At 46.5% G+C, this 16,885-nt stretch carries 10 protein-coding genes; 7 read left to right on the forward strand and 3 right to left on the reverse strand.

Translation table 11 applies throughout. The features are described 5' to 3' along the window. Positions 1 to 69: 69 nt before the first annotated feature. The gene (locus PHP87_RS04905) at positions 70 to 1,791 is read right to left on the reverse strand and encodes a hypothetical protein (protein ID WP_299919104.1); all 1,722 of its coding nucleotides are present in this window, start codon (positions 1,789 to 1,791) and stop codon (positions 70 to 72) included. Between the two features lie 314 nt (positions 1,792 to 2,105). Here PHP87_RS04905 and PHP87_RS04910 point away from each other — a divergent pair, with 314 nt between their 5' ends. Together PHP87_RS04910 and PHP87_RS04915 are read left to right on the forward strand one after the other, a co-directional pair. Next, positions 2,106 to 4,070: a methyl-accepting chemotaxis protein gene (locus tag PHP87_RS04910; protein ID WP_299919107.1), complete on the forward strand. Its 1,965-nt coding sequence runs from the start codon at positions 2,106 to 2,108 to the stop codon at positions 4,068 to 4,070. 536 nt (positions 4,071 to 4,606) lie between these two features. Next, positions 4,607 to 6,586, forward strand: coding sequence for a methyl-accepting chemotaxis protein (locus PHP87_RS04915; RefSeq protein WP_299919111.1), 1,980 nt, complete (start codon positions 4,607 to 4,609; stop codon positions 6,584 to 6,586). Positions 6,587 to 6,939: 353 nt separating this feature from the next. On the opposite strand, the gene PHP87_RS04920 is transcribed toward PHP87_RS04915, so the two are convergent. Together PHP87_RS04920 and PHP87_RS04925 are read right to left on the reverse strand one after the other, a co-directional pair. After that, entirely contained in the window at positions 6,940 to 7,101 is a 162-nt protein-coding gene (locus PHP87_RS04920; protein ID WP_299919114.1) for a hypothetical protein, read from the reverse strand. A gap of 537 nt (positions 7,102 to 7,638) precedes the next feature. Next, positions 7,639 to 8,730 carry an HD-GYP domain-containing protein gene (locus tag PHP87_RS04925; RefSeq protein ID WP_299919118.1) on the reverse strand — a complete coding sequence of 364 codons (1,092 nt, stop codon included), beginning with the start codon at positions 8,728 to 8,730 and terminating at the stop codon, positions 7,639 to 7,641. Between the two features lie 418 nt (positions 8,731 to 9,148). On the opposite strand from PHP87_RS04925, the gene PHP87_RS04930 reads away from it, so the two are divergent. From PHP87_RS04930 to ilvN, 5 genes are all read left to right on the forward strand, one after another. Further along, a complete protein-coding gene (locus PHP87_RS04930) occupies positions 9,149 to 11,158 on the forward strand; it encodes a hypothetical protein (RefSeq protein ID WP_299919120.1) in 2,010 nt (669 codons plus the stop codon). Positions 11,159 to 11,927: 769 nt separating this feature from the next. Next, positions 11,928 to 12,806 carry a branched-chain-amino-acid transaminase gene (gene ilvE / locus PHP87_RS04935; RefSeq protein WP_299919122.1) on the forward strand — a complete coding sequence of 293 codons (879 nt, stop codon included), beginning with the start codon at positions 11,928 to 11,930 and terminating at the stop codon, positions 12,804 to 12,806. Between the two features lie 74 nt (positions 12,807 to 12,880). Then, complete coding sequence (gene ilvD / locus PHP87_RS04940; RefSeq protein WP_299919124.1) at positions 12,881 to 14,542, forward strand: dihydroxy-acid dehydratase; 1,662 nt, start codon at positions 12,881 to 12,883, stop codon at positions 14,540 to 14,542. Positions 14,543 to 14,624: 82 nt separating this feature from the next. Beyond that, positions 14,625 to 16,313 (forward strand): biosynthetic-type acetolactate synthase large subunit, encoded by a 1,689-nt coding sequence (gene ilvB / locus PHP87_RS04945; RefSeq protein ID WP_299919127.1) that lies wholly within the window; start codon positions 14,625 to 14,627, stop codon positions 16,311 to 16,313. Positions 16,314 to 16,315: 2 nt separating this feature from the next. Continuing rightward, on the forward strand, positions 16,316 to 16,798 hold the full coding sequence (ilvN, locus tag PHP87_RS04950; protein ID WP_299919128.1) for an acetolactate synthase small subunit: 483 nt from the start codon (positions 16,316 to 16,318) through the stop codon (positions 16,796 to 16,798). The last annotated feature ends 87 nt before the right edge of the window (positions 16,799 to 16,885 follow it).

Below are 16,885 nucleotides of genomic sequence, written 5' to 3' on the forward strand. Positions count from 1 at the left end.
GCACCCTGCGGGCACCACTGATGTTCGCTTCGCTCACTATTAAGGATGCGGGGGACATATTTCACCTCGTTATATTCGGCAGGACTTAAGCTCGATAAGCACCGCGTTTTGGATGAATGGAGCTGCCACGACATAACAGGGGTTATCATCCCGCTGTACTTCTTTTGCTATATGGTTAATATAGTCTTCGCTCCGGTAAACCAGCTCAAAGCGCAGGCCTTCTGCCTCTACGGCTTGTTTAATGAGATTCAGGTCTTGGTCAGAAGAGAGGTCCGGCTCTTCCAGCTGTACTATGGTCCTTACTCCCAGCCCGGCCAGAGTGCGCAATTCGCTTGCTTCTGGCTGGCGACCTAGCAGCAGGCGTTCAGTAATAATATCTACTTTATGCCCGCCGATTAATGCTGGAATATTATCCCGCTTGAACCCATAGTAGCGCTTGCCCAGTATGGAAGCAAGCTGACTGCAGTAATCCGGGGAAGGGAATCCATAGAAGAAACATACCCCTCTGGTCGGAGGTAGAGCCTGAATATAACTGGCCGCAACAGCAGGAGGCATATTTTCGTTCAAGTCCAGCGCCTCAATATGGGTAATACCAGCCTTTTTAAGCAAATCCTTCTCCCCGGCTCCAGGTTGGGGGCCCAAGAACAAATTATAGCTTACCCGAAATACTTCTCCCCCTTGCAAGCGTTCCGGGAAAGGCTTCCCCATATGCTCTAAATCTCCGCCGCGCAGGAATCCATCCAGCAGGAGGTTTTTTTCCGTGATAAGAAATCCATGCACATAGACCTTATGCTGGCTGCTGCTAATATAACTGGCTAACTCCAGTAATCCCTGGTAGTCATTACCCTTCTTTCGCATCGGCATAACAGTATAGTTCAAGCCCATTTCCTTACAGATATTCTCTTCGCGTTTTATCCAGGTCAGATCCCCGGGAATCTCTGGATCCAGGTCAGCTACAATCTCCTGGAATTGCCCCCTTTGAATCAAATGAAACCACTCTTCATCAGTGGGATAGGGGCCCATTATGATGCGGCTGTCCTGGTAGAAGTATAATTTACCCCGCTCCAGCCTGGTCTTATAGATGCATTCCTGGATTTCCTCGTTTTCCGGCTCCTGTCCCATCAGCACCCGTTTAATGAGGTCGGCCCGGTGCTTGCCCAGGTAACAGTGAATATAATAGCGTTTATCGCCCGACTCTGCTAATTCCATGGCCTGCTGGATGGATTCCTGATTCTCGCTCACCCAGGGAAGCATCGGCAGGGAGTGTATGGTTATGCCCACTTCTTTTCCGTGCTCCATCTCTTGTTCCAATAGTATTTTTTCAAACGGAATCATGGGGCTTAAAAGCGATATAACCCCGTCATAGCCCTCGGCTTTAAGCTCCCTCAAACGAAGGTTATCGGGATAAGGGCCAAAAGCATAGCGTTCGCCCGGTTCCGATACTGTACCCTGAAGCCGGGCTATTACCGGGCTTCCAGTGGTTAATAGAAAGTAAAAAACTACTGCTGCCATCAAGAACAAAATTCCCAGGATTAGATATATGAACGATGTCGGCGGCTTTTCCCGGCTCACTACTTTTTTGAAAAAGTAGTGAGTAACCCAGGCGGTACTTAAGGCCCACAAGACTATAATGCCGATCATGGCTATGTTGATAAGGGTTTGGGAAGTTCCTTTCCGAGCCAGCAGCTCTTCTACGGGGACATTTACCAGGAAAAGAAAGCCCACTCCCAGCAAGAAAGCCGCCAGACCCATAAACAGCCCGGTAAATACCAGCAGTCTGGCCCTGGACATATAGTGATCTCCCCTCAATTGTCTTTATCCTATATGGTTTTATGCAAGATTCAGGCATTTATTCTAAAAGCCAATTACTTATTTCTACCAGTAATGATAGCAGGCCAAAGTATTGCCGGTCAAACGAAAACCCCCCTTCCCATTAAATCCGGACAATGATATGGTATGGTTTTAATTCCAGATTATCTAAAAAGGTAAAATAAGGGTATTTTTTTTATTACTCCCATTCGATATAAATTGTACAATGTATTGACTAAAAAGGAATACCCGTATATTTATGGAATAACGATAGTATAAGCAAAGGAGGGGTTAGAATGAGATTTTACCATAGTTTGAGGTTTAAATTGTTAATTGGTATACTGCTGCTTTGTTTCCTGGCCTCGATTGGCCAAAGCCTGGTTTCTTTTTGGAGTGGGAAAACAGTTTTAACTACGGAAATAACCAGCAAGTGCCAGCTAATAGCAGAATCAACCAGCCAGGTAATCGACACCTATTTTGCGGGAAAGCTGGAAAAGCTCGACACTCTTAGTAAAATCGCTCTGGTAAAGAATATGCAGGAGGAAGAGATCATTCCAACTCTGGAGGGAATCATGACTGCGGAGTATGACAATATCTATGTTATCTGGCCGGATGGCTCCACCGTAACTGACAAAGGAGAAAGACCGGAACTGGCAGACCGGGATTATTTTAAATTGGCTATAAAGGGTCAAGCCAATATTGGTACTCCGATTATTTCCAAGACCACCGGTAACATGGTGGCGCCGATTGCAGTGCCAATTTTTCAGGAGCAGCAAGTAGTGGGGGTCTTGGGAGCAACCTTAAAAATTCAAGAATTAATTGAAGTAGTCAACCAGGTCAAGGTCGGCGATACCGGCTATGGCTATATGATTGATCAGGAGGGGATCTTTGTAGCTCATCCCAAGAGTGAGTTTATCCTGGAGAGCAACCAGTTCGAGTTGGGGGAAGAACTGGCTGCAATAGGCAAGAAAATGATTGCCGGGGAGTCAGGCATAGTAAACTATAAATATGACGGACTGGAAAAATACATGGCCTATGCTCCGGTTAATACAACCAAATGGGCCGTGGCTGTAACTGTACCTGTCAAAGAAGTGAATCAACCTTTGAATAATATGATGCAAAAAATAATTCTAATTACCGTGGCAACTTTAGCTTTGGCCATCCTGGTGATCTGGTTATTGAGCGGGAGCTTTACCCGGCCGGTTCTGGCTATGGTAGATATTACCGCAAGATTGTCGCAGAGGGATTTGACCCAGGAGATAGAAAGCAATGATTCCACGGAAATAGGCTTGTTGATGAATTCCCTGGGGGAAATGAAGGATAATCTCCATCAAGTCCTGGGGCAGATGGCCGCCAGTGCGGAAAGATTGGCAGGGCTGGCGGAGGGCCTTTTCAACAGTGCCGAGCAAAGCGGCAAAGCTTCCGAGCAGGTATATGCCAGTGCTGAGGAAGTAGCGCGGGCTGCGGCAACCCAGGCCGAGGATGCTCAGAAAACCAGTGAATTAACGCGACAGGTGGGGATGGCTATGCAAAACGTAAGCAATGCCACGGAGAGTATGTCTCAACAGTCAATAGACTTTAAAAATATTGTGGCCCAGACTACCGGCTTGATGTTGCAACAGAAGGAGGAGATGGATCAGACCGTGGAAAGTACGGTAAATGTCTCCGTGGTAATAACGGAATTGAACAACAAAACCCAGGAAATAGGAGAGATTATCGCTGTTATTACCAATATTGCCGGGCAGACCAACCTCCTGGCTCTCAACGCGGCCATAGAAGCCGCCCGGGCCGGAGACTCTGGTCGAGGCTTTGCCGTAGTGGCGGAAGAAGTGCGGAAACTGGCTGAGGAGACGGGCAGTGCTACTTTAAGTATTGGCAGCATCATAAGCGAGGTGCAGGCAGGGGTAGAGCGGGCAGTAGCTGAGGTTCACAAGGTAGAGAAGCAGGTCAGGGAGCAGGGAGTATCCCTGGGGGAGAGTGTGGGGGCTTTTAGAGAAATAGAAAGCGGAGCCGGGAAGATAGATAATTCCATTCAGGATATATCGGCTACTTTCGAGCAACTTGTAGCCTCGACTGATGAGATTATCCGGGCTATAGAAAACATTTCCGCTGCAACCCAGGAATCGGCAGCCTCAGCTGAAGAAGTAACCGCCATAAGCCAGAACCAGTTGGCGGCGGCCCAAAATATAGTGCAGGTTAGCCAGGAACTGGAGACCCTGGCCGCAGAATTAAAAAAGGTTACTGGTACTTTTATATTTTAGGATACCCGCCGGGAATCCTCCCTATTTCAATGGGGAGATGAAAGGCGGAATACTATAAGTATTTCAATAAACCTCAATATTATGGTTGTGCAAGTATTAAGGTTGTGCCTTGCAGGTATGGAGGGTTCCACTGCAAAAAGATTTTGCTTGCATTGCAAAAAAAAGGGTTTTTTCAGTAGAGTCAATCGTAAGAATTCACGAAAACCAGGATCGACTAGTCTGTCTTCGCTATGTAGGGATAAGCTGCTGTTTTGGAGAATATTTGCCTATATGACGGGGTGAGCATATATCGAGAACGCTTTCTTGATATATGCTCATCCCCGTTCCTTTTCCTCTATGGGTTATTATAGACATTTTATATTATAAAAAGGAATCATTGAGCACTCTGTCGAATAAAGCAGTAAAATTTTAAAGAGAGAAAAGTCAAAAGTCGATATTCTTAATATGGTTGTTCATAAATAGAGAAAGACAAAAGCGGGGGAACAAAAAATTTAAAAGGGGTGAGAGAAAAAAGTTTTATAGAAAGATAAAAAGGGGTGGGGGAATTGAAATTTACGCAAAGTCTGAAATTCAACTTTCTGCTTTGGATCCTGGGCGCCTTTTTTCTGGCTTCTATTGGACAGAGCCTGGTTTCCTACTGGAGCGGAAAGGATATATTGATCCAGCAGATCCGGGAAAACTGTACCCAGATAGCCGATGCTACCGGTGATGAAATAGATGCCTGGATAGAAGGCAAATTCAGCGAAATGAGCACCCTGGCCAAGCTGGATGAGGTAAGGAACCTGGATGCAGAGCGTTTGCCTACTCTCCTGAGCGGCTTGATGTCTGCTGACCATGATAATCTCTATGTGGTCTGGCCGGATGGTACGGTAGTAGGTGATACCGGCCTCCAGGATTTTAAGCTGGATGAGCGCAACTATTTCAAACTGGCCATGGAGGGAAAGGCCAATATCGATACCCCGTTGATATCCAAGGCTACCGGCCACCTGGTGGCCCCTATTGCTGTCCCTATTTACCAGGGAGACAAGGTGGTGGGGGTTCTGGGTGCCACTATCAAGGCAGAGATGATAACCGAGATTACTTCCGATGTAAAGGTGGGAGAAACCGGCTATGCCTATTTGATAAACCAGGATACTACTTTTGTGGCTCATCCCAATAAAGACTATATACTCCAAAAGAAGCTATCCGATGACGCCGAGGGAATGGAGGACATAATCAGCCGGATGACCGCCCTGGAGACGGGAATAGCTGAGTATGAATACGATGGTGAAGCCAAGTATATGGCCTATGATCCGGTAAATTTAGCCGGATGGTCTCTGGCGGTTACGGTTCCGGTCTCTGAGGTGGCCCAGCCCCTGGACAACATGCTACGCAAAATGATTTTGGTAACGCTAGTAACTTTGCTTTTGTTGAGCATAGTAGTCTGGTTTGTTAGCGGCCGCTTGACCAAGCCCATATTGGAGATGGTAGGTATCACCACGCGCCTGTCGCAGAGAGATTTGACTCAAGAAATCGAGAGCGAAAATCGCTCGGAGGTAGGGCTTTTGATGAACTCGCTGCGCGATATGAATGATAATCTAAACACGGTGCTCAAGCAAATGGCGGGCAGCTCTGAGCGCCTGGCCAGTGTATCTGAAAACCTGATGCAAACGGCCCGGCAAACGGGGCAGGCTTCGGAACAGGTCAGCGCCAGTGCGGAAGAAGTAGCGCGGGCGGCCACGGCTGAAGCCGAAGACGCCCAGAAGACCAGTGAACTGGTACAGCAGGTGGGGATGGCCATGCAGAATGTAGGGGGAACTACCGAGGCCATGTCCAGCCAATCTCTCAACTTTAAGAATATAGTAGGACGGGTTACGGGTTTGATGTTGCGACAGAAGGATGAAATGGATCTTACCGTTAATAGCACGGTAAATGTAGCCGGGGTAATTGAGGAACTGAGCAATAAAACCCAGGAAATCGGGGAAATAATTAATGTAATAAACAATATTGCCGGCCAGACTAATTTGTTAGCCCTTAATGCTGCTATTGAGGCGGCCCGGGCTGGTGAAGCCGGGCGCGGCTTTGCCGTAGTGGCGGAGGAAGTGCGGAAGCTGGCGGAGGAAACCGGCAGCGCCACTTTGAATATTGCGGTCATTATAAACGAGGTTCAGGTCGGGGTAGAACGGGCAGTAGCTGAAGTTGACAAGGTGGAGAAACAAGTACGGGAACAGGGAGCATCGTTGGGAGAAAGTGTGGATTCTTTCCGGGAGATTGAGCAGGGAGCAGTTGAGATAGATAACGCTATCCAGGATATATCCGCTACTTTTGAAGAACTCCTGGCTTCAGCCGATGAAATGACTCAGGCTATTGAGAATATTTCGGCCGCTACTGAGGAATCTGCGGCATCGGCTGAAGAAGTCACCGCCATCAGCCAGAATCAGCTGGTTGCCGTACAAAATATTGTCACTGTCAGCCAGGAACTGGAAAAACTGGCTGTAGAACTTAAAAAGGTTACCGATACTTTTAAATTAAAATAAATAGTTGATGTCATTGCAAAAAGTAATAAATATGCATTAGTGTGCATATTTATACCGCTCAGCTACCTTAATAGCGACCGAAGGGAGCACCAGGCGTGCCCGACAGGGGGCAACCTTTCGCAGGCTATGTAGGGAACGACCCCCGTGTCGTTCCGAATCAGGCACAACAAATTTAATAGCGACTGCAAGGCATTGTAAGGGCGGTCTTCGACCGCCCGCTTTTACCTTTGCCAACGCTCGTTTTGTATATTCATGCAACTCTTATGCAACAAAAAGGGTTTTTGCATCCCATACCACGATCTGTGGTCAAAAAAAAGTCCACCAGATGGTGAACCATTTAATCAAGGAGGTAGTTAATCCATAGGGCCCCCTTCCCAGTATTGCCTGATCTTGCGCAGGGCATATCCGCCAAAAAACAGGCCATTCAAAAAGGCAATGGGAATAGCCATAGCTCCAAACCAGTGAAATTTTTGTTGCATATCTTCTTTTCCATCGCTAGTTCTATATCTAGTCACATCTATCCCTCCTTTAATGATATTTTGAGCGAAAGAGCTGAGAATTATTTAGGTTATTATTCTCATCTCTTACTCATCAAGGAAGGAAATACTTTAAACATCAATAGATATAAAAGCGTACCGCCAATAAGTAAAATCAAAAAAAGACTCAAAAATTTTATAAACATTATCATCACCTTAGAATAATTTGTGATGAAATAGAAAATTTTATTCAATTATATATCATGGGGGCGGGAAGCGACCGAGCCAGGTCGTGACACATAGTGGGTGCGAAGCCCACCGGGCAAGGCCTAGCCAGCCTTGGACCATAGATGGCAACAACTATGGTTAAGCGTAGGCAGGTAAGACAGCGGGCCGAAAGCCGCAAGGTTGAAGGGATTGAGCCAGTTTGACGCAGAAAGACGCAGACCCTGCGGGTGTCACTATTAAGCTTGCGGACATGGGGGGTAGTAAGAAAAGTGAGGCGTTATACTAATGGAATCTCACCGTTCAAGCACCGCTGTCTAATCTCATTTTCACCGGTAGTTGTGTCCACGGTTACAGCATTTTAAGTTTCTTTATCTGTCCTTCTGACAGCACACTCTTAACCTGAAGGGAAGAAATTTTGGACAGGTCAAGCTCATAAGGATCAATCATCCTCCAGTTCCGGTCATAGAGCACCTTTACTACTGGTTGGGCTGGAGTCTTGCGGTTGATGTCGACCACTGTGCCGAGTTCACCAGTATTGAGTTCCAGTAGGCTTCCCAGTGGGTATACTGCAATATTATATAGAAAAGCTTTAACACACTGCGGATCTAGAAAAAGGCCCGTCATTCGTTTAAGTATACTTATAGCCTGGGTAATTGAATAGGCTGGACGATAAGGTCGGTCAGCCACGAGAGCGTCATAAACATCAGCTACAGCCACTATCCGGGCATATTCATGTATTCCTTCACCTGCCAGTTGGCGCGGATAACCCTGGCCATCCCAGCGTTCATGGTGTTGAAAGGCGATATGAGCAGAAAGCAAGGAAAGCTCACTGTGCTGCCTGAGGATGTCAAACCCGGCCTTAGCATGTCGTTTGACTTCGTTAAATTCTTCCCGGCTCAGGTCATCAGGTTTATTGAGAATATTTTTATCTATCTTTATTTTGCCTATGTCGTGGAGCAGGGCTCCTATACCCAATTCCTTGAGTTGGCTTTGTTTATAATTCAGATTAATACCGCTCATTATTGAAAGTACCCCTACATTTACCGAATGAGCGTAAGTATAATCGTCAAATGAGCGAATGTCCGATAGGTTAACCAATATATTGGGGTTTTGCATTATTTCATCTATTATTTCATCCACGATGTTTTTTACTGCATGTAAATTAAGCTGGTGCTGTTTTTCCATTAATACAAAGCTCTGTTTTAGAGTTTTTATAGCTTTCAAGCGAATCTTCTCGGAAATGATATCGTTCACGGCATCAGATTCATCAAAAAGTTCATCTCGTATATAAACTGACACAATTCCTGCCTTTTGCAAGCCATGGATATAGTTTTCATTGAGTTGGACTCCAGCGTGTAAAAGCACCCGTCCTTCACTGTTGAATATAGCTTGTGCCACTACCATCCCCGGATCCAATTCATATATAGAAACCCTACGCATATAATTCACCTGATTCCTTATTAAACCCCCCATGCCCAGGGGCCACAACCACCGGGTGAAAAGTGAGTTTGATGGGGCTTGAATAACGAGATCTACCGACCATAGGATTCTCGTGTAAGTAAGCTATGCTCCTGCCGTCACTATATAACTCTTGCCATATCTGACAAAAGATTCGCCGCATATCAGGCATCCCATATCATGCCTCACACTTTCACCTTAGATATCAAGTGATTCGCTTTATTTTTAGAAACTTCCTGCCTATATCCTAAAATATTAGTCAAATTTTATAATTTAACATAATAAGGCATTTTTCCAAGAAGAATAAATTCATAGTGATTCTTTGCCGGGTATTGAATCTAGATTTGCGATAAGAAGGGTAAAATGATAAATTACTAGTAAAAGCAGACAGAGGAGAAATATGAGGAAGAAAAGACAAAAGGCTTTTCCCAAGGCCATATTGAAAAGCCTTAAAGATGAGATAAAAAAAATAGCTGGTAGTAATGAGGGGCGCCTCTTTATCCTGGAAATGGTTGAAGAAATTCCTTTTGATATACGAGCTCAGGTTATTGAGGGTTTATCAGCTTTTTACGAAGATGAGATGGTAGAATTCTTTCACCTGCTAAAAGCGGAATACGGTAATGAAATGGAATCGCTATGTAGTAGAGCTTTGGAAAAGTACAGCCTTGCGGGATTGGATGTTGTCCCTCCCGTATTTTTCCAAGGACCCTTTTTGAAGGCTTATGCCAGTTGTAGCCGCCATACCGGAAGGCTAAGCATTGACATCGCCTGGAAGGCTGCTGGAAAGGGGGTTCATGTGGAGTCTTTTTACCTGACCTTTAACGCGGATGGCCTACACAGCTTTTTCCTGGTGGAAAACATGCCCCTGGCCCAGTATGAGCATGACCGCCAGGTTCTAGGGGAAATGGTTGAATTGAGTTTTGATGAGGCTTCGTTCCTAATATCTCAAGCCTTTGCTTTAAACCTTCGCCACATGAGCCGCCCATCTGTTGGCCGTTTTTTATACCAAAAATACTTGAGTCATAGCACAGAAATTACTGAAATACTGGAAAGAGAACTTTTGCGTAGAATATCCCCCCGGCTCACACCAAGACAATTGGTAAATAGCTTCTTTTACGCTTTGAAATACCAGGATATAAGCTATATCTTATCCTTGATGTCCGGAGGCAATTCCTCTCACCTTGTACTTTCCCAACACTTTGATGACTATTTGGAGTTGGGAAAAACCCTTCTGGAAGGGCAGGTCGAGGAGGTCTACGCTTCCAGGAATCATGCGCGGGTAATTACTTCATCGCTTGGTCTCAAGGATTATGAACTTGAGCACCATTCCTATTGTTTTCATTTGGTTAAAGCAGAATCAGGTCTCTGGTCTATTGTGGATATAGAGAGCCTGGCAGCACAGGAGAAAACCAGCTCAGCCTATTCTAATCCCCTGGAAGCCGAAGTCTTCTGCCGGGTGTACGAAATAACGGACATGGATGAGTTTTTTCTGCTTCTGGACAAAATAGATAACATAAGGGAGATGGAAGAACTCCCTTATGGCATTCATATGCGGCTTACCTGTTTTGAAGATGATTTTAACCATGGGGTGTCTTTTTTCACCGGGGTTATAGCTGATCTGGTGATTAATGGTGAGGAGTTTGTAGTCATATCCCGCGAACAATCAACTGTATTGGAAATCCATAAGCTGTTTATATCTCTCACCGGAATTCCGGTTATCTACCGGGGAGAGTATGAAGTCAGCCTGTTAACGGCCTATCGTTATTTGGGCGGTAATTATGTTTACTTTGAAGATGTCTTACAAGATGAAGATAGCGAACGAGTATTTGACGATGGCATGCGTTTTATCAGTGCCCGCTACTTGGTCAAGGATTCCGATAAAATTTTGCAGAGAATAGGGGAATTATCCCTGGTGGAAATTGAGATTACCGCTGATTATCGGGTTTATTATCAGTTGGAAGATCGCAATGGCACCCCGGCGTTTTTTGCGGAGTATGTTTTGGGCCTAAACTGGCTGACTATTTCTGCTTTTGGTGAACGTGACCTCAACCAAGCCCGGCAAAATTTCGAAAGTGAAATTTATGAGTGTCTGGAGTACGATGGTATGGAACTGAAATCAGAAGGGTTCTTCGATATTTTAACCAGCGAGGTCAGCAGGGAACATCCTGACCTGGAAAACGCCTTGAAGGAGATCTACCTTAATAAGTGGTATAATTCCCACCTGGCTACCTTAAGTGGAATGAGTCCGTCTGAGGCCTGTCAGAGCGAAGAAGGCGAAAGACTTTTGTGGACCATGTTTAAGAAGATAGGACAGCGGGAAAAGAAAGGCCTGGTGCCCGGACAACAAAAAAGGATTAACCTGAAGGAATACATGCGCAAAGTAGAGCAAGAAAAAGAAGGGAAAATTTAAAACAGCATATTGACAGCATCTAATACTTTCAATATACTTTATAGATAATTGATGTCACTGCAAAAAGTAATAAATACGCATTAGTGCGCATAAATATACCGCTCAGCAACCTTAATAGCGACCGGAGGGAGCACCAGGCGTGCCCGCAGGGTGCAACCTTAATAGCGACCGGAGGGAGCACCAGGCGTGCCCGACAGGGTGTGTAGGGAACGACCCCCGTGTCGTTCCGAATCAGGCGCAACAACTAGCGACCGCAAGGCATTGTAGGGGCGGTCTTCGACCGCCCGCTTTCACCTTCACCAACGCTCGTTTTGTATATTCATGCAACCCTTATGCAACAAAAAGGGTTTTTGCAGTGGAGTCATAATTAAATATCTGCAAATTGGCAATGAAGGGAACGGACATATGAAATCACTTGATGAAAGAGAGCCGGGCCAGGTGAGAGCCGGTACAAAATTTCATGTGGTGCTCATCCCGGAGCCGCTATCTGAAAGGCCATAAGCTGAGTAGGTGTTGCCGGATGAAGGTCTCCGTTAATGGCCTGGCATGATTTTGATTAATGCTGCAAGAGGCTGCATCGCTTGATGTGGCAAGCAGGGTGGTACCGCGGGAAGCTCCCTCTCGTCCCTGATGGGGAAGAGAGGGTATTTTTATATTCTTTTTTAGATCTACCGTGTCAGTAAGTGAGAGGAAATTCTCCAGATACACTTGCTGCTTAGTGAAGAATTTAAAAATTTTAATTAAAAAACTTAAAATAGGAGTGTGGGTAATGGGATTGAAGATTTACCTCAATGGAAAGTTTGTGGATGAGGAAGAGGCCAGGGTATCGGTTTTTGACCACGGTTTTCTCTATGGTGATGGTGTTTTCGAAGGAATAAGGGCCTATCATAACAGTGTATTTCGCTTAAAAGATCATGTTGACCGCCTTTATGATTCAGCCAAAGCTGTAAATATGGAGATTCCAGTGGACAAGGAACAAATGACGGAGATAATCCTGGAGAGCTGCCGCCAAAATGGCTTAAAGGATGCCTATATCCGGGTGGTTGTTTCCCGGGGCAAAGGCGACCTGGGTCTTGATCCCCGCAAGTGCCCGGTACCCACGGTCGTATGTATTGCGTCTTCGATAAGCATCTACCCGGAAGAGATGTATCAGAAGGGCCTGGATGTCATTACCGTGCCTACCCGCCGGAACGGACCGGAAGGGGTAAATCCCCGCATCAAATCGCTGAATTATCTCAATAATATTATGGCCAAAATTGAAGCCAATATGGCTGGTGTACCTGAGGCTATTCTGCTTAACCAGGAAGGTTATGTAGCCGAATGTACCGGAGACAATATTTTTATGGTGAAAAATGGAGTGCTGAAAACCCCCGCTATTCATCTGGGTCTCCTAGAAGGAGTAACCCGCAATGAAGTAATCGCTATTGCTCGAAAAGAAGGTATTGAAGTGCAGGAAACTACCTTTACCCGCTATGACCTTTTTGTAGCGGACGAGGTATTTTTAACCGGCACGGCGGCAGAATTGATCCCGGTAGTGAAAGTAGATGACAGGGTAATAGCCGATGGTAAACCGGGGCCGATATTCCATAAACTGCTGCTGCAATTTAGAGAAATTGTTAAAGAACCAGAGGCCCTAATATTTAAGTAAGCGGTCACCAGTCCTAATTTTAATTTACTGCACCATCGCCCGATTTATTGAAAGCCTTTAGGAGGTTGAACAGCATGAAAAGCGATAATGTCAAAAAAGGTATGGAAAAAGCCCCCCATCGCTCACTTTTCAGGGCCCTGGGCTTGACTGACGAGGAAATGGGACGACCGCTTATTGGTATAGTCAATTCCAGGAATGAAATAGTACCCGGCCATATTAATCTGGACAAGATTGCCGAGGCGGTCAAAGCCGGGGTACGCATAGCCGGGGGAACCCCGTTCGAGTTTCAAACTATTGGGGTTTGCGATGGTATTGCCATGAACCATATAGGGATGAAGTATTCCCTGGGCAGCCGGGAATTGATTGCTGATAGTGTGGAAGTAATGGTTACAGCGCATGCGTTTGATGCTCTGGTTTTCATTCCCAATTGCGACAAGATAGTTCCTGGAATGTTAATGGCAGCGGCACGTTTAAATTTGCCCTCGATTTTTGTCAGTGGTGGTCCCATGCTGGCAGGCACGATCAAAGGAAAAAAGCTAAGCCTCACCCAGCTTTTTGAAGGAGTAGGAGCAGTGGCTGCCGGACGTATGAGTCTGGAGGAACTCCAGGTAATGGAGGACTGCGGCTGCCCGACCTGTGGTTCCTGTTCCGGCATGTTTACGGCCAATTCCATGAATTGTCTCACGGAAGCTCTGGGTATGGGCCTGCCTGGAAACGGGACTATACCAGCCGTATTTTCGGAGCGTATTCGGCTGGCCAAGCAAGCTGGTATGAAGGTAATGGAGCTTTGGGAGAAAAATATATGCCCACTGGATATCATGACCCCGGAAGCGTTTCAGAACGCGATTCGTTTAGATATGGCCATAGGATGTTCCACTAATTCGGTATTGCATCTGTTGGCCATAGCAGCTGAAAGCGGGGTAAAAATAGATCTGGAGATGTTTAACCAATTGAGTGCAACTACCCCTCACCTCTGCAAGCTTAGCCCGGCCGGGGAGCATCATGTGGAGGATTTTTACCAGGCGGGCGGAATACAAGCCTTATTTAATGAGTTGGATAAAAAAGATATGATCAAGCGCGATGGTATTACCGTAACCGGCCGCAGTGTAGGGGAGAATATTGCCAGTACACCAGTCCTTGATTATTCGGTAATCCGGCCGCTGCATGAGCCTTATAGTGAGAGCGGTGGGTTGGCTATTCTCTTTGGCAACCTGGCCCCGGAAGGAGCCGTGGTAAAGAAGGGGGCAGTGGCTCCGGAAATGATGGAGCATGAAGGGGCGGCCCGCGTGTTTGATAGTGAAGAAGAGGCAGTAGAAGCCATATTAAACAGCCGCATCAAAGCGGGGGATGTAATAGTTATCCGCTATGAAGGACCGCAGGGAGGACCGGGGATGAGGGAGATGCTGACCCCAACCTCGGCTATAGCTGGAATGGGTTTGGATAAGGAAGTGGCCCTTATTACGGATGGCCGCTTTTCGGGAGCTACCCGGGGAGCTTCCATTGGCCATGTATCACCCGAAGCTGCTGCTGGAGGCTTGATAGCCCTGGTAGAGGAAGGAGACCTTATTCGAATTAATATTCCGGCCTGCCGCCTGGAACTCCTGGTAGATGAGAGAACTTTGGGGGAGAGGAAGCTACTCTGGAAAGCACCGGAGCCCCGAATAAAAACTGGATATATGAGGCGATATGCCAGGATGGTACAATCAGCCAGTACCGGGGCTGTATTCAAAGATTAACCCCCACGATAGCTGGTAACAATAGCGGGCCATCAAAAGCCCGCTATTGTTTTATTAAAAGATTAAAGCGGAGGTGAGCCAGGTGAAGTTAAAAGGAGCCGAGATTTTACTGCAGTGCTTGCAAAAGGAAGGAGTTGACACTGTATTTGGTTACCCGGGCGGAGCGGTTCTTCCCATTTATGATGCTTTGTACAAATCAGAGATCAGGCATATTCTTTCTCGTCACGAGCAAGGAGCAGCCCATGCTGCTGATGGTTATGCCCGAGCAACTGGCCGGGTAGGCGTTTGTATTTCCACCTCAGGTCCGGGGGCAACCAATCTGGTTACCGGAATAGCTACCGCCTACATGGATTCTATCCCCCTGGTCTGTTTTACCGGCCAGGTAGGAACCTCCTTAATTGGCAGAGATGCCTTTCAGGAGGCGGATATAACCGGTATAACCCTTCCTATAACGAAGCATAATTACCTGGTCGAGAAGACGGATGATTTAGCTCGTATAGTCAAGGAAGCTTTTTATATTGCCCGGACCAACCGACCTGGTCCGGTGGTAGTTGACTTGCCTAAAGATGTAATGGAAAAGGAAATAGATTTTGAGTATCCGGAAGAAGCTATAAATATCAGGGGTTACCGGGTAGTAAAGGGATACAATTCCGGCCAGGTGATTACCGCCGTAGACTATATTCAAAAAGCCCGCCGCCCGGTAATCTATGCTGGCGGAGGAGTTATTTCTTCCAATGCGGCGGAAGAGCTGAGAGAACTGGCGGAGAAAAGAAAAATACCGGTTACCACCACCTTGATGGGGATGGGAGGATTTCCCGGCAACAGCTATCTCTCCCTGGGGATGCTGGGCATGCATGGAACCCGTTATGCCAATTATGCTATCGGGGAATGTGACCTGCTTATAGCGGTAGGGGTTCGCTTTGATGATCGGGTTACCGGTAAGATTGATACCTTTGCCCCCCATGCCCGGGTGATTCATATTGACATAGATGCCGCCGAAATTGGGAAAAATGTTGAGGTGGAAGTCCCCATCGTAGGCCAGGTCAAAGAAGTGCTGGCAGCTATCAACCAGCGGCTGGAAGCCATCGAATTGGAGGAATTAGGCGAGTGGCATGAAACCATTGACCGCTGGAAAGAGGAATATCCCTTACGCTACGGGGATTCTTCCGAAGGGAGGATAATGCCCCAACATGTAGTTGAAGAAGTCTATTCTCTGACTCAGGGGGAGGCTATTATCTGCACCGAGGTAGGGCAGAACCAGATGTGGGCCGCCCAGTACTATCAATACAAGTATCCCCGCAGTTTCTTGAGTTCAGGGGGATTGGGCACCATGGGCTATGGATTCCCGGCAGCCATAGGAGCTAAAATTGCCTGTCCCGAGCTGCCGGTTATAGATATCGCTGGTGATGGCAGCATTCAGATGAACATTCAAGAATTAGGTACAGCAGTACAGTATCGGCTTCCTATTATTATCTGTATTTTGAACAATCATTTCCTGGGGATGGTCAGACAGTGGCAAGGTTTGTTTTATGGAGGCCGTTATTCCTATACTGATATGAGCCACCAACCGGACTTTGTAAAAATAGCGGAAGCTTACGGTGCCATAGGTCGGCGTATCAAAGAAGCATCCCAGGTTAGGGAAGCTCTGGAGGAAGCCCTTAAAGTTCAGGATCGCCCGGTAATTCTCGATTTCTGGGTGGAGAGAGAAGCCGATGTCTATCCCATGGTACCACCAGGTGGATCCCTTATGAACATGCTGGGGGGTGATTGATCATGAAGAAACATACCTTGGCGGTTACCGTGGAAAATCGTCCTGGTGTCCTAACCCGGGTCACTACCATGTTCCGCCGGAGAGGCTACAACATCGAGAGCCTGGCGGTAGGAGCCACGGAAAACCCGGCGATTTCCCGTATTACCATAGAAGTCACCGGAGATGATAGGATAATCGAACAGGTAACCAAGCAGTTATATAAATTGATTGAAGTAATTAAAATAAACGATCTTACCGATGCCCGGTCGGTTGACCGGGAACTCGTTTTGATCAAAGTAAAAGCCGACAACAGTGTGCGGGCCGATATTGTACAGATAGTGGATATATTTAGAGCCCGTATAGTAGACATTGGCCGGGATTCCCTGATAATAGAGGTAACCGGAGATTTCAGGAAAATCGAAGCTATTGAGGATTCCCTCCGCGCTTTTGGTATAATCGAAATGGTGCGAACCGGCAAGATTGCTATGATTCGCGGAGGCAAGTAATTAAAAATTTATTCCACTGCAAAAAACCCTTTGATTCAGAAGGGTTGCATAAATATACAAAGCGAGCGTTGGCGAAGCATGGATACA

The organism is Syntrophomonas sp., assembly GCF_028707975.1.
Taxonomy (GTDB): domain Bacteria; phylum Bacillota; class Syntrophomonadia; order Syntrophomonadales; family Syntrophomonadaceae; genus Syntrophomonas.

Bases quoted from the DNA above. Each gene is read 5' to 3' on its own strand.
- PHP87_RS04905 (WP_299919104.1), bottom strand. From the start codon at position 1,791: ATGTCCAGGGCCAGACTGCTGGTATTTACCGGGCTGTTTATGGGTCTG.
- PHP87_RS04910 (WP_299919107.1), top strand. From the start codon at position 2,106: ATGAGATTTTACCATAGTTTGAGGTTTAAATTGTTAATTGGTATACTG.
- PHP87_RS04925 (WP_299919118.1), bottom strand. From the start codon at position 8,730: ATGCGTAGGGTTTCTATATATGAATTGGATCCGGGGATGGTAGTGGCA.
- PHP87_RS04930 (WP_299919120.1), top strand. From the start codon at position 9,149: ATGAGGAAGAAAAGACAAAAGGCTTTTCCCAAGGCCATATTGAAAAGC.
- ilvE (WP_299919122.1), top strand. From the start codon at position 11,928: ATGGGATTGAAGATTTACCTCAATGGAAAGTTTGTGGATGAGGAAGAG.
- ilvD (WP_299919124.1), top strand. From the start codon at position 12,881: ATGAAAAGCGATAATGTCAAAAAAGGTATGGAAAAAGCCCCCCATCGC.
- ilvN (WP_299919128.1), top strand. From the start codon at position 16,316: ATGAAGAAACATACCTTGGCGGTTACCGTGGAAAATCGTCCTGGTGTC.